At 69.5% G+C, this 16,181-nt stretch carries 16 protein-coding genes and 1 pseudogene; 10 read left to right on the forward strand and 7 right to left on the reverse strand.

Annotated features, from left to right (window positions below; genetic code table 11):
- Window positions 1-73 precede the first annotated feature (73 nt).
- On the reverse strand, window positions 74-274 hold the full coding sequence (locus tag ACTJLD_RS12205; protein ID WP_440658854.1) for a hypothetical protein: 201 nt from the start codon (window positions 272-274) through the stop codon (window positions 74-76).
- Between the two features lie 46 nt (window positions 275-320).
- Here ACTJLD_RS12205 and ACTJLD_RS12210 point away from each other — a divergent pair, with 46 nt between their 5' ends.
- The 4 genes and pseudogenes from ACTJLD_RS12210 to ACTJLD_RS12225 all read left to right on the forward strand — a co-directional run bounded on the left by ACTJLD_RS12210 (window position 321) and on the right by ACTJLD_RS12225 (window position 3,753).
- On the forward strand, window positions 321-2,312 hold the full coding sequence (locus tag ACTJLD_RS12210; protein WP_440658855.1) for a PAS domain-containing hybrid sensor histidine kinase/response regulator: 1,992 nt from the start codon (window positions 321-323) through the stop codon (window positions 2,310-2,312).
- A gap of 15 nt (window positions 2,313-2,327) precedes the next feature.
- A pseudogene (locus ACTJLD_RS12215) lies at window positions 2,328-2,457 on the forward strand (BON domain-containing protein); the annotation flags it as partial.
- 89 nt (window positions 2,458-2,546) lie between these two features.
- Window positions 2,547-3,092: a hypothetical protein gene (locus ACTJLD_RS12220; RefSeq protein WP_091919659.1), complete on the forward strand. Its 546-nt coding sequence runs from the start codon at window positions 2,547-2,549 to the stop codon at window positions 3,090-3,092.
- Window positions 3,093-3,141: 49 nt separating this feature from the next.
- Window positions 3,142-3,753: a DUF4142 domain-containing protein gene (locus ACTJLD_RS12225; protein WP_440658856.1), complete on the forward strand. Its 612-nt coding sequence runs from the start codon at window positions 3,142-3,144 to the stop codon at window positions 3,751-3,753.
- A gap of 12 nt (window positions 3,754-3,765) precedes the next feature.
- On the opposite strand, the gene ACTJLD_RS12230 is transcribed toward ACTJLD_RS12225, so the two are convergent.
- From ACTJLD_RS12230 to ACTJLD_RS12240, 3 genes are all read right to left on the reverse strand, one after another.
- Entirely contained in the window at window positions 3,766-4,263 is a 498-nt protein-coding gene (locus ACTJLD_RS12230) for a PRC-barrel domain-containing protein (protein ID WP_440658858.1), read from the reverse strand.
- Window positions 4,264-4,320: 57 nt separating this feature from the next.
- Window positions 4,321-4,752 carry a CBS domain-containing protein gene (locus tag ACTJLD_RS12235; RefSeq protein ID WP_027791577.1) on the reverse strand — a complete coding sequence of 144 codons (432 nt, stop codon included), beginning with the start codon at window positions 4,750-4,752 and terminating at the stop codon, window positions 4,321-4,323.
- Between the two features lie 351 nt (window positions 4,753-5,103).
- Window positions 5,104-5,352: a hypothetical protein gene (locus tag ACTJLD_RS12240; RefSeq protein ID WP_021162008.1), complete on the reverse strand. Its 249-nt coding sequence runs from the start codon at window positions 5,350-5,352 to the stop codon at window positions 5,104-5,106.
- A gap of 140 nt (window positions 5,353-5,492) precedes the next feature.
- Here ACTJLD_RS12240 and ACTJLD_RS12245 point away from each other — a divergent pair, with 140 nt between their 5' ends.
- The 5 genes from ACTJLD_RS12245 to ACTJLD_RS12265 all read left to right on the forward strand — a co-directional run bounded on the left by ACTJLD_RS12245 (window position 5,493) and on the right by ACTJLD_RS12265 (window position 11,583).
- On the forward strand, window positions 5,493-5,792 hold the full coding sequence (locus ACTJLD_RS12245) for a hypothetical protein (protein WP_059694867.1): 300 nt from the start codon (window positions 5,493-5,495) through the stop codon (window positions 5,790-5,792).
- A gap of 306 nt (window positions 5,793-6,098) precedes the next feature.
- A complete protein-coding gene (locus ACTJLD_RS12250; RefSeq protein WP_060085522.1) occupies window positions 6,099-6,410 on the forward strand; it encodes a hypothetical protein in 312 nt (103 codons plus the stop codon).
- Window positions 6,411-6,613: 203 nt separating this feature from the next.
- Entirely contained in the window at window positions 6,614-7,495 is an 882-nt protein-coding gene (locus ACTJLD_RS12255; RefSeq protein WP_021162747.1) for a MipA/OmpV family protein, read from the forward strand.
- Between the two features lie 96 nt (window positions 7,496-7,591).
- On the forward strand, window positions 7,592-9,286 hold the full coding sequence (locus ACTJLD_RS12260; RefSeq protein WP_440658859.1) for a VRR-NUC domain-containing protein: 1,695 nt from the start codon (window positions 7,592-7,594) through the stop codon (window positions 9,284-9,286).
- A complete protein-coding gene (locus tag ACTJLD_RS12265; RefSeq protein WP_124544661.1) occupies window positions 9,283-11,583 on the forward strand; it encodes an ATP-dependent DNA helicase in 2,301 nt (766 codons plus the stop codon). Before ACTJLD_RS12260 ends, ACTJLD_RS12265 begins: the two co-directional genes overlap by 4 nt.
- Window positions 11,584-11,615: 32 nt before the next feature.
- Here the strand turns inward: ACTJLD_RS12265 and ACTJLD_RS12270 are convergent, their stop codons facing one another.
- Complete coding sequence (locus tag ACTJLD_RS12270; protein WP_021162744.1) at window positions 11,616-12,386, reverse strand: IclR family transcriptional regulator domain-containing protein; 771 nt, start codon at window positions 12,384-12,386, stop codon at window positions 11,616-11,618.
- A 172-nt stretch (window positions 12,387-12,558) separates the two neighbouring features.
- Here ACTJLD_RS12270 and ACTJLD_RS12275 point away from each other — a divergent pair, with 172 nt between their 5' ends.
- Entirely contained in the window at window positions 12,559-13,170 is a 612-nt protein-coding gene (locus ACTJLD_RS12275; RefSeq protein WP_440658860.1) for a hypothetical protein, read from the forward strand.
- A gap of 103 nt (window positions 13,171-13,273) precedes the next feature.
- Here the strand turns inward: ACTJLD_RS12275 and ACTJLD_RS12280 are convergent, their stop codons facing one another.
- Both ACTJLD_RS12280 and shiA read right to left on the reverse strand, forming a co-directional pair.
- Complete coding sequence (locus tag ACTJLD_RS12280) at window positions 13,274-14,575, reverse strand: UDP-N-acetylglucosamine 1-carboxyvinyltransferase (RefSeq protein ID WP_027791585.1); 1,302 nt, start codon at window positions 14,573-14,575, stop codon at window positions 13,274-13,276.
- A gap of 204 nt (window positions 14,576-14,779) precedes the next feature.
- A complete protein-coding gene (gene shiA / locus ACTJLD_RS12285) occupies window positions 14,780-16,087 on the reverse strand; it encodes a shikimate transporter (RefSeq protein WP_048023001.1) in 1,308 nt (435 codons plus the stop codon).
- Window positions 16,088-16,181: the final 94 nt, after the last annotated feature.

A 16,181-nucleotide genomic window follows, 5' to 3' on the forward strand; every position in this document is an offset into this window, starting at 1 on the left:
CGGAAGAAACAGGCCATCGATTCACGGCACGAATCGCGGCACTTCCGAGGTCCAGGCGCACATCGGTGCTTTTTTACAGCGTGCCGATGAAAAAGACGGTCGCGACGCCTTGCGTCGATGCGTACCCCGATACCGGCCGGCGCCCGACCGGCCGCGGCCTTCGGAGCAGCCCGGCAGGCTGGCGCCGGCCGGCCGCCTGAAGCACGCAGCGGGCATGTCGCTTGCGGGTGCCATCAGGCTCGCCCGGCACGCTCGACGGCAGGCTGGTCGACAAGCGGCATGACGCCGTGCGACGGGAGCCGGCGCGAGGCAAGGATGCAATGAGGACCCTGACCCGTGAGCTGTTACGGCAGGGTGCATGGGTCGTGCTGGCCGTCGGGCTGGCGTCCGCGCTGCAGGCGTGGACGGTTCGCGTCGTCGGCGGGCACGCGCCATTTGCGCCGCTGCCTTTCTATGCAGGCGTTGCGGCCGTCGCATGGCTGGCGTCGTTCGGCGGCGGCCTGGTCGCGGCCGCCGCGAGTGTGGCCGTGATCCGCGCGCTCTGGTGGCGCAACGCGCCGCTGGCCACGCTGCTCGAGCAGGCCGGCGCGTTCGTCGCGATCAGCTTCGTCGAGTGCGTGCTCGTGATGGCCGTGAAGCCGCTGCTCGCAAGCGATCGTCTCCGCGAATTCCATGACGACGGCGACGCCGGCGCCCGCGAGCCGCATGGCGAGCCTTCGCCGGCCGCGCGCGTGCCCGTACCCGACGACGGCCTGCTGCGCCGGGTGGTCGACGCGTCGCCCGACGCGATCGTCGGCGTCGATACCGCACACCGGATCACGAGCTGGAACCCGGCCGCGCGACGGATCTTCGGCATCGATGCGGCGCAGGCCGCCGGGCTCGACGTCGCCGAGCTGATCGCGCCGCGCTGGTTGCGGCGGCATCCGCTGTCCGGATCGTTCGCGACGCTCCGTGCGCCGGTCGGTCCGTTCGACGTGCTGTGCGTGCGACGCGACGGCGGCCGCTTTCGTGCGACTTTCGCCGCGTCGCCGATCGTCGATGCGCGGGGCGACTGCACGGGGCTGTCGATGACGCTGCGCGACGCGCACGAACGGCGCCGCGGCGAGCGGCGCAACATGCGCTCGCTGCGCGGTGCGCGCGACGCACGCGCACAGGCGGACGCGTCGAACCGGCTGAAGGATGAACTGCTGGCCACGGTGTCGCACGAACTGCGCACGCCGCTCAACGTGATCTACGGCTGGGTCGAGGTCCTGCGCAACGTCGACGGCGACGGGCTCGCGCAACAGGCGGTCGACGCGATCGACCGCAGCGCGCGGTCGCTGTCGCACATGGTGGCCGACCTGCTCGACGCGTCGTCGCTCGCGACGGGCCGATTGCGCCTCGAGCGCGTGCCGGTCGATCTCGTGCGGATCGTGCGCGATGCCATGCGGGAACTCGACGCGACGGCGCAGGCGAACGGGCTCGATCTCTCGACGAAATACGAAATGGCGACCTGCGTGATTCCGGCGGATCGCGAGCGCGTGCGCCAGATCCTGTCGAACCTGCTGTCGAACGCGATCAAGTTCACGCCGTCCGGCGGCCGCGTCGTCGTGTCGCTGACCCGGGCGGGCGAGCGTGTGCGGCTGTCGGTCGCCGACACGGGGCAGGGTATTGCGCCGGAATACCTGCCGCACCTGTTCGAGACATTCAGCCGGCCCGAACGCGCATTCGCATCGCCGAGGCGCGGCCTCGGGCTCGGCCTGTCGATCGTGCGCAACATCGCGCAACTGCACGGCGGCGAAGTCGTCGCGACAAGCGCGGGCACGGGGCGCGGGACGACCGTCACGGTCACGCTGCCGACCCGGTGGGATGTCGACGATCCTGCCGAGGACCTGCTGCACGCGGCGGGCACGCCGGATACGGTGGCGCTCGACGGCCGGCGCGTGCTCGTCGTCGACGACGACGCGACCTCGCGCGCGAGCCTCGCCGCGGCACTCGAAACGATGGGCGCGCAGGTGTCGACCGCGCAATCGGGGCACGACGCACTCGAAGTGGTGGAACAGGATGCGCCGAACGTCGTGCTGTCGGATCTCGCGATGGCCGACGGCGACGGTTTCTGGCTGCTCGACCGCATTCGTCATTTGCCGGGCGGCAGCGGACATCTGCCTGTCGTCGCGGTCACGGCGCACGCCGGCAACGCCGACCGGCACCGCGTGATGGCCGCCGGCTTCGACGCGTATCTGTGCAAGCCGGTGGACATGCCGACGCTGGCGAGCGTGATCGCCGATGTCGCGCCGGATGCCGGGCACGATCGGAACCCGCATGACCGGTAGCGGCGGGTAGCCCGGGCATCGAGCGATATCGACGTGCAGGTTCGCCATCGCGTGGCCGAACTGTCGGGCAGCGTACCCGACGAGCGGCAGCGCCGACGTCGACGGCGTGAGCCGCGTGCTCGACAGGCGGCAGGTCCGCCGGAAGCAACGTGAGGCACCGGCAAAGCACCGGTCCGGTCGCGCGCCGCGTGCGCGCGGCCCGGTCCGGTACTTTGCCGGGCAGGAGGGATCGACATGGACACCATCATTGCCGGCCGTTTTTCGACGCTCGAGCAGGCGCAACATTGCGCGGAGCAACTGCGCGGCCACCTCGTGCATCGGGACGACGTGAAAGTCTTCTTTCTCAATCCGCCCGGGCAGCACGCGCTGTTCTGGCTCGGCGGCGACGCGTATGCGGATTCCGCCGCGCGGCCGGGCGGGAAGGGCGCGCTGGCGGGTGTGGCGATCGGGGCGATTGCCGGGCTGGCCGGAGCCGCGCTGCTCTACGTGGGCGGATTCCATTCGCCGCATGCATGGGTCGGCGTGCCGCTGGTCGGTGGTTACGTCGGCGCGTTGTGCGGCGCGCTCGGCAAGATGCGCGGCGATGCGCCGGAGGGCCACGGCGCGCTGCAGCAGTGCGAGAACGGTGTCGTGCTCGCCGCGCATGTGACGCGACGCACGAGGGTGTTCGCCGAGCGGACGATGCTCGCCGCCGGCGCGCTGTCGGTGGAGCGAACCGAGGGGGCGTGGCGGCACGGCGCGTGGACCGATTTCTTCACGTCGTCCCGGCGCCCGGCGTGACGGGAGCCCGCGCAACCGGCGCGTGCCGTCGCGACACACGGAGGTCGGAATGAAAGCGAACCGAACCCGCCGGCCGGCGGCGACCGTGCTGGCCGCGACCGTCGGCCTGCTGGCCGCCGCGTGCCCGCCGGCCCAGGCGTCGCCCGCTTCGTCGGCGCAGGTCGGGCCGGGTGTGATCCGCCCCGGCACGACGGCCGACGAGGCCGGCATGACGCAGCGGCCGACCGGTATCGATGCCGAGTTCGTCGACAAGGCCGGCATGATCGGCAAGGTGGAGCGGCAGGCCAGCCAGCTCGCGCTCGACCGCTCGTCGAACCCGGACGTGAAGGCGTTCGCGCGCCGGATGGTCGACGATCACCGACGGATCGCCGGAGAATTGCAGCAACTCGGGGCGGCCAAGGGCCTGCCGGTGCAGTCGCGGATGCTCGTCGATCCGGCCGTCACGGCATTGAGAACCAGGGAGGGGCGTGCGTTCGACACGGCCTATGTCGCGCTGGCGGGCCCGCGCGCGCATGAAGCGGCGATCCGGCTCTACGAAGCAGAGGCACGGAACGGCCGCGATCCGCAGCTTCGCGCGTTCGCGGCCAACACGCTGCCGATGCTCAACGCGCATCTGGCAGCCGCCCGGCAACTCGAGCGGGCGGTGGCGGCCGCGCACTGACCGACGATCGCGTTATCGCTTGCCGCCTTCCGGGCCTTCCGGCGACGCCTCGTACGGCGGCGAGTCGATCGCCGTTTCGCCTTCCTCGATGAGCCAGTACGGCGAACTGCCGTAGTACGCATGCAGCGCCTCGGCCCAGTCCGGATCGGCCATTGCCGGCCAGCGATTCCTGTCGAAGCCGGGGGCTTCGCGCACCCGTTCGGTGGCCACGGGCAGCACGAAGCATTGGCGCTCGACGTCGAGCACGAGTACGTTCCACGGCACCGCGAGCAGCTTTTCGCCGATTCCCGGCCGGCCGCGTGACGAAACGACCGCATACGCGACGCGGCCGGAACGCACGTCGAGCATGATGTCGTCGACCTGGCCGATGTCGTCGCCGTCCATCGTCAGCACGCGATCGCCTTCGAGCGTGCGGGCGGCCATCACGTCGGGCCCGGGCCCGCCGCCGGCCGTGCGGCGGTCGTCGCCGACGATGCGCGTGGCGTCGCGCGACGGTCTGTCGGTTGTCATCGAACACCTCCTGGTCGAAGCGGCACCCGGGCGGGTCGCCGATATGAACGGCGCCGGTCAGCGCCGGCGCGGCAGCGACACGTCCTCGAGCGTATTGGCCAGTTCGTCGCGCTCGGGGCCGCCCGCGCGCGTCGCGATGTCGCCGAGCGATACCATGCCGACCAGCCGCCGGTGACGGTCGAGTACCGGCAATCGATGCAGCTGCACGTCGGCCATCCGCTGCTGGACGTCGCCGACACCGTCGTCCTCGACGCACCATTGCACGGGCCTCGACGCAACCGCCTGCACCGGCGTATCGAACGAATGGCCGTGCGACAGCCCGCGCACTGCAAGGTCGCGGTCGGTCACGATCGCGACGAGTTCGTCGCCGTCGCAAACGGGCAGTACGCCGATATCGAAGCGCCGCATCAGCTCGGCCGCGTGGCGAATCGTGTCGGTCGGCGCGACGCACACCACGTCGCGCGACATGATCTCGGTGACGCGATACATGAAGCCTCCTTCGTGAGCGGGACGATGTGCAAGCAGATGGCGTGCCGCGCGCGTACCGCACACGCCGGGGCACACGCCGGGCCTCGACGGCCGTGCGACGGAGAAATTTGCCAGCCCGCTTGTACATCTTCCACAGCGCAAGCCGAGAACGGGCCGTACAGGGTGTCAGTGGCCGATGCCCGTCATCGCGACGATCACGAGCACCACTGCGCTTTCGATTGCCGCCAGCGCCGCGACGCCGGCGGCGCCGCTGATTTCATGCCATCTGCGTTCAAGGCGTTTCATCAGATCAACTCCGGATTGCTCCGGCGCGCCGCTGCACCGCCGCGCAGCGCGAGCCGGGTGCCGCCGTCAGCCGTGATCGCGGGGCGGGGAAGGAACGTGCGGCGCGCGGCGTTCGTGCTCGCCGGACGGCCTGGCAGGGTCGATACGGGTCGCGCCGCCAACGGCGGGCGGGTCGCTGGCCGGAAACGTCTCCTCGAGTCCCTCGTCGATGCGCTCCTCCGTCTTGTCTTTCGACGGCGGGCGCGACGTGGCGAGCCAGAGCAGTCCGGCAGCCGGTGGCACGGCGTGGTGGCGGCCGGGGGCGTGAACGGTCATGGTCGAACCTCCTTGATGGCGATTGAAGGCGCAAGCGCCGTGCCCGTCATGTATCGGCGGCACGGCGCTTGCGCGCCGGGGGCGGCGGACGGGCGCGGCCACGAGGCACGCGCCGTCGGCGGGAACGAGAGGACAACGTGATGGATGCATCCAGGGAAAGGATACGTTACGACGCGAACGTGTGCGGCGGCGATTTCGGTCACGTGCGCGAGCGCTTCGACACGTGGAAACGCGAATCGCTCGTCTACCGGCCCGAGCGGCGCATGTTCGACGGCAAGGACGAGGTACGCGAACTGAACCGCACCGTCTACGACGGCCCGGAGCGCGCGCAGCGGGCGCTCGTCGAACAATGCGCACCGTCCGACCCGTACGCGCTCGCGGTGCAGCTGACCGCGGAAGGACGCACGATGTGGCTGGTGATGGCGGCCTATGACGACTGAGCGAAGCCGCCGACGTTCGCGGCGCGACAGCAGGCATGCTGCTTGCGCGCTCGCCGCGCCATCGAAATGCGCACGCCGCCGCGCAGGAGCGACATGAAGACGCCATCCATGCTGCACCGCCCCGAGCCGACGACTCCCGACGTCGACCCGGACCCGCCGCCGCCCGGACACGACGATCCGGTCGACCCGCCGGTGCCTGACGGGCTGCCGCAGGGCGACCCGCCGTCGAACCCGCCGCCGATGCGGATGCCGGGCGGAAGCGGTGCGCCGCGACCGGCCGCGCGAACCTTGAAAAGGAGGACCGTCATGGACATTCACGTGCAATCGCCAGACAAGCGCGCGATCGCTCAGGTGCTGGGCCGCTATTTCGAATCGCGTTCGCTGCGCTATCACATCGAGGAACTGCCGGGCGGCGTGCTGCAGATCGGCTATCGCGCCAGCGGCCGCCCGGCTGCCGTCACCGTGTCGTTCGACGATGCCGCGTACGACACCTATACGCACTGGGATGCGAGCCAGAAGCAGCTGGCGCTCGGCCGGCTCGCCGACGGCTTCTCGCGGATGATGTCGTCACGCAGCCCGGCCGCGCTGGCCGGCGACTATCACGTCGAACGATTCTGATTCGTCCCTGCCACGCCGCTCGATCCCCATGCAGGGCAAAGTGCCCGCGCGCAGCGGGCGCTTTGCGTCTGCGTGCGCGTCGCGTAGGATGTCCGTTAATTCAGCACACGCTACGTTCGCGCCGCAGCCTGGCAGCCGCTGCGGCCGAAGAGGCGCGATGCGCTTTCCTTCAGGTTCGTTTCGCGCAACCGACGGAGACCACCTTGGCCACAGTTGCTCGCCTGTTGCTGTCACCCGGCGCACGCCGGTTCGTTTCCGGCCTGTCGGCGTGCGCGGCGCTTGCCGCGGCCGGCACCCGCGATGCGTCGGCCCAGACGCCTTCGCCGCTCGGCGAGTGGCAATACTCGGCGGGTGTGCCGCTCGAAAAACTGTTCGACCCGAACATTTCCACGTGGAATATCAGCGTGGGCGCCGCGATGACGCTGCAGCCGCGCTATGCGGGCTCCGACCGCTATCGCGTGATGGGCGGCCCGAACCTCGACATCCGCTATCGCGACCTGTTCTTCCTGTCGACGGGCGAGGGGCTCGGCGCGAACGTGCTGCGCGGGCCGAACTGGCGCGTGAGCCTGTCCGTCGGTTACGACCTCGGGCGCCGCTCGGCCGACGATATCCAGCACCTGAACGGCCTCGACAACATCAACGCGGCGCCGGTGATGAAACTGGCGGCCGATTACGTGATCTCGAAGGAGTTTCCGCTCGTGCTGCGCGCGGATATCCGGCGCAGCATCGGCGGCTCGAACGGCTGGGTCGGCGATTTCTCCGCGTACATGCCGCTGCCGGGCAGCAACGAGCATTTCTTCTGGTTCGCGGGGCCGACCGTGTCGTTCGCCGATTCGCGCTACATGAACAGCTGGTTCGGCGTGAACCAGGGGGCCGCCGCGCGTTCGGGGCTGCCGGCGTATTCGTCGGGGGCCGGGATCAAGTCGTACGGTGCGGGCGTGACCATGGCCTGGTTCGTGAACAAGCACTGGTTCATCACGATCGACGGCGCGATCGAGCAGCTCGTCGGCCGCGCCGCGCGCAGCCCGATCACGCAGCAGTCGACCAACGGCGTATTCGACATGTCGGTGAATTACCAGTTCTGAGCAAGGCCGGGCAGCAGGGAGGCGATCGGGGCAGCGGCATTTCCCGTCACATTTGATATGATTCCGACCTGTACAAATGTACAGTGATCAATCCCCGTGACGCCTGCTTCGCCGACGCCCCCGGCGTTTTACTACCTGACCAATTTCGAACGCGCGCTGGCCTGGCTCGGCGCGCGTTACGACGACCTGTTCGATGCGCACGAGCACGCGTTCGTCCGGCAGTTCGCCGCGCTGCCGCAGGCGTCGCGCGCGCTGCTCGTCCGGATGCTGATGCGCAACGGGTCCGATTTCCGCGCGAGCAAGCTCGTGTACGACGAAATCGGCTGCGCGCTCGACGCGGCCGCGCCGCTCGTCGAACTTGGCTGGATCGATCCGGCCCCCGCGCTGACGCTCGACGAACTGTTCGCGCTGTCGACCAAGGCCGATCTGCTGCGTATCTTCCCGGCACTCGCCGCGCATGCGGGCGAGCGCAAGCCCGAGTGGCTCGAACGGCTGCGGCCCGCGCACGACATCGCGCAACCGCTCGACGCGTGGTGCGCGCAGGCCGGCGACCGCGTGCTGCGCGTGACGGTCGGCGCGCTGTGCGACCGGCTGCGCCTGATGTTCTTCGGCAATCTCCACCAGGACTGGAGCGAATTCGTGCTCGCCGATCTCGGCGTGTTCCAGTACGAAAGCGTGCCGATCGCGCCGTCGTCGCGCGCGTTCCAGCAGCGCGGCGACGTCGACGCGTATCTCGCGCTGCAGACGTGCCGCGATGCGCTCGACGCATGGCCCGACGATCTGCCGTTCGACGACCTGGTGCGCGCGATCGACGCGGTCGGCTGCGCGCAGCCCTGGCTCGCGACGCGTCGCGCGAAGCTGCTGTTCGCACTCGGGCAGACGTGCGAGCGCCGGGCCGACTGGGCCGGCGCGCTCGACGCGTATGTGCGCAGCGCCTGGCCCGGCAGCCGCCATCGGCGCATCCGCGTGCTCGAACGCTGCGGGCGTGACGAAGATGCGCTCGCGCTGGCGCTCGAGGCGCGCGGCGGTTTCGAGAGCGACGAGGAGCGCCAGCGTGTCGAGCGCATGCTGCCGCGCCTGCAGCGCCGGCTCGGCCGGCGCGTCGAACGCGCGGCTTCGGCGGCGGACGTGCCGCGCGAAACGCTCGTGCTCGCGCGCCCCGATGCGTTCGTCAGTGTCGAATTCGCGGTGCGCGACCATCTCGCGCAACCGGCTGCGCCGGTCCATTACGTCGAAAACACGCTGATCAATTCGCTGTTCGGGCTGCTGTGCTGGGAACCCGTGTTCGCCGCGGTACCCGGCGCGTTCTTCCATCCGTTCCAGCGCGGCCCGGCCGACCTGCACGCGCCCGATTTCGCCGCGCGCCGTGCGGACGCATTCGCCGCGTGCTTCGCGCAACTCGATTCGGGCGCTTATCGCGAGACGATTCGCCGGCATTTCGCGACGAAAGCGGGGCTGCAATCCCCGTTCGTGTTCTGGGGCGTGCTGAGCGACGCACTGCTCGACGAGGCGCTTGCGTGCCTGCCGCCGGAGCATCTGCGGCTGTGGTTCACGCGCCTGCTCGCGGATATCCGCAGCAACCGTTCGGGGCTGCCCGATCTCGTCCGCTTCTGGCCCGGCGAGCGCCGCTACGAACTCGTCGAGGTGAAAGGCCCCGGCGACCGCCTGCAGGACAACCAGACGCGCTGGCTCGCATACTGCGTCGCGCACGGCATTCCGGTGCGCGTGATCGATGTCGAGTGGGCCGGCGCGGACGTCGTGCCCGTCGAAGCGGCGGGCCTGTCCGCATGAGCTACGTCGTCGCGGTGCGGGCGATGTGCGAGTTCACCGCGCGGCGCGGCGATCTCGACCTGCGCTTCACGCCCGCGCCCACCGCGCTCGAAGGCATCGCCGGCCACGGCGCGGTCACGTCGAACCGCGGTGCTCGCTACGAAACCGAGATCGCGCTGACGGGCACGTGGGGCACGCTCACCGTGCGCGGCCGCGCGGACGGCTACGATCCGGTGGCGAACCGCCTCGAGGAAATTAAGACCTTCCGCGGCAGCCTCGACGCGATGCCGGCCAACCACCGCGCACTGCACTGGGCGCAGGCGAAGGTCTACGCGCACCTGATGTGCGACGCGCGCGGCCTCCCGGAAATCGACGTCGCGCTCGTCTATTTCGACATCGTGTCCGAGCGCGAGACGGTGCTGACGCAAACGCTGGGGGCGGCAGAGCTCGCGGCGTTCTTCGCCGAGCAGTGCGCGTGCTTCGTCGGCTGGGCCGAACGCGAGACGGCGCACCGCGCGGCGCGTGACGCGGCGCTGCGCGCGCTCGCGTTTCCGCACGGGCAGTTCCGCAGCGGCCAGCGCGAGCTGGCAGTGGCCGTCTATCGCGCGGCCCGCGACGATCGTTGCCTGATGGCGCAGGCGCCGACCGGCATCGGCAAGACGCTCGGCACCGTGTTTCCGCTGCTGAAGGCCTGCGGTGAGGGCGAGCTCGACCACGTGTACTTCCTGACCGCGAAAACGCCCGGCCGCGCGCTCGCGCTCGAAGCGGCGGCGACGCTCGGCGCCGGCACGCCCGCGCTGCCGCTGCGCGTGCTGGAACTCGTTGCGCGCGACAAGGCGTGCGAGCATCCCGACAGTGCGTGCCACGGCGAGTCGTGCCCGCTCGCGAAGGGTTTCTACGACCGGCTGCCGGCCGCGCGCGACGCGGCGATCGAGGCCGGGCTGCTCGACCGCGACACCGTGCGCGCGGCCGCGCTCGCGCACGACGTCTGCCCGTATTACCTGTCGCAGGAGCTCGCACGCTGGTCCGACATGGTGATCGGCGACTACAACTACTACTACGACGGCAGCGCGATGCTGCACACGCTCGCGCAGCAGAACCAGTGGCGCGTCGGCGTGCTCGTCGACGAAGCGCACAACCTGCTCGATCGTGCGCGCAAGATGTACAGCGCATCGCTCGATCCGTTCGCATTCGCGGCCGCGCGCGAGGCCGCACCCGCCGCGCTGCGCAAGGCCTTCGACCGGCTCGCCCGCGCGTGGGGCACGGTCAACCGCGCGCAGGCCGAGCGTTATGCCGCGTATCCGGAGATACCGGGCCCGATCGTGTCGGCGTTGCAGAACCTTGTCGCGGCGGTCGGCGAGCACCTGGCCGACGCGCCGCGCGCGAACGGCGACGCGCTGCTGCGGTTTCATTTCGAGGCGATCCAGTTCGGCGTGCTTGCCGAAGCGTTCGACAGTGCGTCGATCTTCGACGCGACGCTGCACGGCGAACCGATGCCGCGCCAGCCGGCGCTCGACGGCGTTGCGTCGGCCGGCCGCCGGCGCCGCGTCCAGTCGACGCTCTGCGTGCGCAACGTGATTCCGGCCGGCTTTCTCGCGCCGCGCTACGAAGCCGCGTGCGCGACCGTGCTTTTCTCGGGCACGCTGAGTCCGTTTCATTTCTACCGCGACACGCTCGGGTTGCCCGGCGACACGGGCTGGCTCGACGTCGACGGGCCGTTCCGCGCCGAGCAGCTGACGGTGCGCGTCGCGAGCCACGTGTCGACCCGCTGGCGCGACCGCGACCGGTCGCTCGAACCGATCGTGGACCTGATCGCCGCGCAATACGCGACGCGGCCCGGCAACTACCTCGGGTTCCTGAGCAGCTTCGACTATCTGGGGCGCGTGGTCGCGCTGATGCAGGCACGGCACCCGGACGTGCCCGTCTGGGCGCAGGCGCCCGGCATGACCGAAGGCGAGCGCGACGCGTTTCTCGCGCGCTTCGACGCGGGCGGGCGCGGCGTCGGCTTCGCGGTGCTGGGCGGGGCGTTCTCGGAAGGCGTGGACCTGGTCGGCGAGCGGCTGATCGGCGCGTTCATCGCGACGCTCGGGCTGCCGCAGGTCAACGATGTCAACGAGCAGATGCGGCGTGCGATGGACGCACGCTTCGGCAACGGCTACGACTACATGTACCTGTATCCGGGCTTGCAGAAGGTCGTGCAGGCGGCCGGACGCGTGATCCGCACCGAGCACGACGAAGGCGTCGTGCATCTGATCGACGACCGTTACCGGCGGCGGGAGGTGCGCGATCTGCTGCCGCGGTGGTGGCGGATCAAGTGACGGGGCGCGACGTTGCGCGCTCCGGCACGTCGCTACAGCACGTTGAGCATTGCGAGCGCGGCTTCCTGCAGGTGCGGCAGGACGCGCCGCACGGCCGCGTCGGTCGTCTCCGCGCCGATCGGCATGTTCGTGCTCAGCGCGGCGACCACTTCGCCGTGACGGTTCTTCAGCGGCACCGCGATGCCGCGCACGCCGACCTGCAATTGCTGTTCGATCGCCGCGAAACCGGCGTCGCGTGCCTGGTCGACCTGTTCGAGCAGGCGCGCCTTGTTGGTGACCGTGTGCGGCGTGAACGGCGGCAGTTCGGTGTCGTCGAGCCACGCGCGCACGGCTTCGCGATCGGGATGATGGGCGAGCAGCACGACGCCCGGCGACGTGAGCGGCGCCGGTACGCGCGCGCCGAGCACGAAGCCGGTCGTCATCACGCGCGACACGCCGTTGCGCGCGATGAACACGAGCTCCCAGCCGTCGAGCACGCTCACGTACGCCGATTCGTTCAGCGACGCGCTCAGTTGCTGCAGATAGGGCTGGACCGTGCGCGGCAGGCGCGCCGAATCGAAGTACGACCAGCCGACCCGCAGCACGCGCGGCGTGAGGCCGTACAGCTTGCCGTCGGTGTACACATAGCCGAGCGATTCGAGCGTCAGCAGGTACCGCCGCGCGGCCGTGCGCGTGAGGCCGGTGCGCGCGGCGGCCTGGGTGGGCGTCATGCGCGCGTGCTGGCTGTCGAATGCCTCGAGGATCGCCAGGCCTTTTTCGAGGCCGGCAATCCAGTCGCGTCGGTCGAGTTCGGGCTTTTTCATCGTCGGAAGGTGGCGTCCCGGTGCGCGGCAATCGCGCATGAGTGGGCGATTATCGCGCAAATCGGATCTGCCGCGATGTATCGCCGGGCTTGCATGAGCCGGCGCTGGGTGCGTGCCCCGAGCCCGGAACATGCCCGTCGTTTAGAATCGCCGCCTCAACTGGACCACAACAATGAAAATTCGCGAATCCGTGTTGGCCGTGCTCGTCGCGGCCGTGCCGCTGCTTGCCGCGGCGAATCCCTCGTCCGGCACGCCCCTCCCGAAGCCGTCCGTCGACGTGCGTGCCTGGCCGCGCATGACGTCGCCGAAGTTCGGCTGCTACGTCGAATCGACCTTCGGCTACCGTGACAAGCGCTTCAATTGCGCATTGAAGAAGTACCGGAATACCGGCGATGCGTGCGGGAACACGAAGGCCTACTACGAAGGTCCGGTGTTCCCCGACCGGCTCGCGGCCAGCGTGCATCCGCTCGCGACGAAGGTCGAACTGGACTGGGAGCACGGAGACCTGCAGATGGTCACCGTCATGCTCAAGGGAACCTGGAACGAAGCGGACGTGCGCAAGGCGTTCGGGCTGCCGCGCGCGGAAGCGCGCAAGCTGACCGACGCGGAGTTGCGCTCGGCGCCGGGCAACCTGATGGACACGAGTGTCCAGTATCCGTCGTCCCCGCTCGACGAAAGCCTGGCGAAACGCCCGAGCAACCCGGCGCGCGGGACGACCGCCGTGATGCTCTACGGGTTCGACCACATGGGCGCCGGCGATGCCGATTGCGGGGGCGGCGAGTAACGGGGGGAGGGACGGGAGGGGGCGGCTGACACAGCCGCCGACCGGGTGCGGGTGGCGGTACGGCGCTCGTGTGGCGTGCGCCGTACGCCGTACCTTCAGGGTCTTACTCGCTGCTCGTCCATTCGACGTTCGCGCCGACCGAGCGCAGGTTCTCGACGAAATGCGGATGCGCGCGGCGGATCGGCAGCGCGTTCATGATTTCCGAGCGGCCTTCGATGCTCGCGGCCACCATCAGCAGCGCGATCGCGACGCGGATGATGTACGGGCTCTCGACGCGGGCCGGCGTCAGCTGCAGCCCGCCGAACGTGATCAGCCGGTGCGGATCGGACAGCAGCACGTGCGCGCCGAACTTCGACAGTTCGCCGGACCAGCCGAGCGCACCGTCGTAGACCTTGTTCCAGAACATCGCGCTGCCTTCCGCGCGCACGCCGAGCGCGATGAAGATCGGCAGCAGGTCGACCGGCAGGTACGGCCACGGCGCGGCTTCGACCTTGGTGAGGATGTTCTGCGTGAACGGCCGGCGCACGCGCAGCGGGCCGTCGCGTTCTGCGCGCGACCAGCCGTCGCGGTGCGTGACGTTGACGCCGAACTTCGCGAACGTGCGGTCGATCAGCGGGAAGTGTTCGGGCGACGAGTTGCGTACCGTGATGTCGCCGCCCGTGATCGCGCCGAGCGCGAGGAACGTCGCGATTTCGTGGAAATCCTCGGCGAAGCGGAACTCGCCGCCGCCGAGCTTGCGGCCGCCCGTCACGCAGAGCCGCGACGTGCCGATCCCCTCGATCGCGACGCCGATCATCGCGAGGAACTGGCAGAACTCCTGCACGTGCGGCTCGGACGCGGCATTCATCAGCGTCGACGTGCCGTTCGCGGTCGTCGCGCACAGCGCGAAGTTTTCGGTGGTCGTCACCGACGCGTAGTCGAGCCAGTGATCGTTGGCCGTCAGCGGGCCGTCGGTGCGGACGATCAGCGAATCGGGCGTGCGCTCGATGTGCGCGCCGAAGCGCTCGAACACCTCGACGTGCGGATCGATCTCGCGCACGCCGAGCGTGCAGCCCTTCACGTCGTTCTCGAGGCGCGCGACGCCGAAGCGCGCGAGCAGCGGCGGGATCAGCATGATCGACGAGCGCATCGCTTCCGGCAGCCGATGGACGGCCGGATCGAATTTCGTGTCGCGATGGTGGAGTTCGAGCAGGCCCGTCGTGAAGTCGACCGACACGTCGCTGCCGAGCGTGCGGAAGATGTCGAGGATCTTGCGCACGTCGGTGATGTCCGGCACGCCGATGAGGCGCAACGGCTGGTCGGTCAACAGGGTGGCGCACAGGATCGGCAGGACGGCGTTCTTGTTCGCGGACGGCTTGATGTCCCCGCGCAGCGGAGTGCCGCCGTGGACGATGAGATTCGACATGATATGGGGGCGTATCGGTGACTGACGTAGGCCCATATGATGCCATTGGTCGGCGGGCGGCGTGGAATGTTCAGAGGGGAAAAGGGGGAATCGGCGCGTATAACTGACAGTGTTTGACGTCGCGCGCGACGCAGCGAGGCCGTTGCCGGCCGCCATCGAGCGATGCGTGATGGCCGGCCACGGTTGGGGCCGGCCATCGGGACGTTACTGCGCCGCCCGCATCCGCGCGGCGACGATCAGCGAGATCAGGCAGCCCACCGCGAGATAACCGGCGACGAGGTGCCACGAGCCGCCTGCCACGCTGACGAGGCCGACCGCGATGAACGGCGTGAACCCGCCGCCGACCACGCTCGCGAACTGGTAGCCGACGCCCGCGCCGCTATAGCGGTATTCGGCGCCGAACAGTTCGGTGAACAACGGCTGCTGGACACTCACGACCATGTCGTGCGCGGCGTTCGCGAGCAGGATCGAGAAGATCACGATCCACGCGATCGACCGCGCCTCCAGCGCGAGGAAGAACGGCACCGCGGACGCGACGCCGATCAGCGCGCCGATCAGGTAGATGCGGCGCAGGCCGTAGCGGTCGGCCAGCCACGCGAAACACGGGATCGTCACGCAGCTCACCGCCCCCACCAGCAGGCCGATGTTCAGGAACAGGTCGCGCGACATGCCGAGGTTCGTCGTCGAATAGCTGAGCGCGAACGCGGTGACGATGTACATCGTGAACAGCTCGGCGAGCCGCAGCGCAATGATCAGCAGGAACGCCTTCGGATGGCGCGTCAGTGCCTCCAGCACCGGCAGGCGCAGCTTGCGGTTGCCGTGTTCGACCTTCTCGACGAACTCCTGCGATTCGTCCATGTTCTTGCGCACCCACAGCCCGATCAGCACGAGCACGATGCTGAACACGAACGGCAGGCGCCAGCCCCACGACTTGAACGCGGCCTCGCCGAGCGTGTGGCTCAGGATCGACACGATGCCCGTGGCCAGCACGAGGCCGACGCCGTAGCCGACCTGCACGCCGCTGCTGTAGAACGCCTTCTTTTGCTTCGGCGCGCTTTCGACGGCCATCAGCGCCGCGCCGCCCCATTCCCCGCCGACCGCGAAACCCTGGATCGCGCGCATCAGCACCAGCAGCACGGGTGCCCACCAGCCGATCGTCGAGAATGCCGGCAGCAGGCCGATCGCGACCGTCGACAGCCCCATCAGCATCACCGTCAGGACCAGCATCCGCTTGCGGCCGAGCCGGTCGCCGTAGTGGCCGAACACGATGCCGCCGAGCGGCCGGAACAGGAAACCGACGCCGAAGGTCGCGAACGCCGCGAGCGTGCCCATCGTCGGGCTGACTTTCGGGAAGAACTCGGAATTGAATACCAGCGCGGCGACGATCCCGTACAGCAGGAAGTCGTACCAGTCGACAACGGCACCGACGAAGCTGCCGATCGCGGCCTTGCGGGCCTGGCTGCGTACGCGGGCACTGGCGGCGGCGTCGAGGGTGTCGAAGGTTGGGGTCATGGCGGTGTCTCCTGGCACGGCGCATCGTGGAATCGTGGCGGCGCCGCGTCCGATGCTGCATTGAAGTCGATGAGTGAACGGAGAATAGGGCGCG

Origin of the sequence: Burkholderia sp. 22088, from assembly GCF_052045915.1 — a bacterium.
Classification (GTDB): domain Bacteria; phylum Pseudomonadota; class Gammaproteobacteria; order Burkholderiales; family Burkholderiaceae; genus Burkholderia; species Burkholderia cepacia.

Bases quoted from the DNA above. Each gene is read 5' to 3' on its own strand.
- ACTJLD_RS12210 (WP_440658855.1), top strand. From the start codon at position 321: ATGAGGACCCTGACCCGTGAGCTGTTACGGCAGGGTGCATGGGTCGTG.
- ACTJLD_RS12220 (WP_091919659.1), top strand. From the start codon at position 2,547: ATGGACACCATCATTGCCGGCCGTTTTTCGACGCTCGAGCAGGCGCAA.
- ACTJLD_RS12225 (WP_440658856.1), top strand. From the start codon at position 3,142: ATGAAAGCGAACCGAACCCGCCGGCCGGCGGCGACCGTGCTGGCCGCG.
- ACTJLD_RS12230 (WP_440658858.1), bottom strand. From the start codon at position 4,263: ATGACAACCGACAGACCGTCGCGCGACGCCACGCGCATCGTCGGCGAC.
- ACTJLD_RS12235 (WP_027791577.1), bottom strand. From the start codon at position 4,752: ATGTATCGCGTCACCGAGATCATGTCGCGCGACGTGGTGTGCGTCGCG.
- ACTJLD_RS12240 (WP_021162008.1), bottom strand. From the start codon at position 5,352: ATGACCGTTCACGCCCCCGGCCGCCACCACGCCGTGCCACCGGCTGCC.
- ACTJLD_RS12245 (WP_059694867.1), top strand. From the start codon at position 5,493: ATGGATGCATCCAGGGAAAGGATACGTTACGACGCGAACGTGTGCGGC.
- ACTJLD_RS12250 (WP_060085522.1), top strand. From the start codon at position 6,099: ATGGACATTCACGTGCAATCGCCAGACAAGCGCGCGATCGCTCAGGTG.
- ACTJLD_RS12265 (WP_124544661.1), top strand. From the start codon at position 9,283: ATGAGCTACGTCGTCGCGGTGCGGGCGATGTGCGAGTTCACCGCGCGG.
- ACTJLD_RS12270 (WP_021162744.1), bottom strand. From the start codon at position 12,386: ATGAAAAAGCCCGAACTCGACCGACGCGACTGGATTGCCGGCCTCGAA.
- ACTJLD_RS12275 (WP_440658860.1), top strand. From the start codon at position 12,559: ATGAAAATTCGCGAATCCGTGTTGGCCGTGCTCGTCGCGGCCGTGCCG.
- ACTJLD_RS12280 (WP_027791585.1), bottom strand. From the start codon at position 14,575: ATGTCGAATCTCATCGTCCACGGCGGCACTCCGCTGCGCGGGGACATC.
- shiA (WP_048023001.1), bottom strand. From the start codon at position 16,087: ATGACCCCAACCTTCGACACCCTCGACGCCGCCGCCAGTGCCCGCGTA.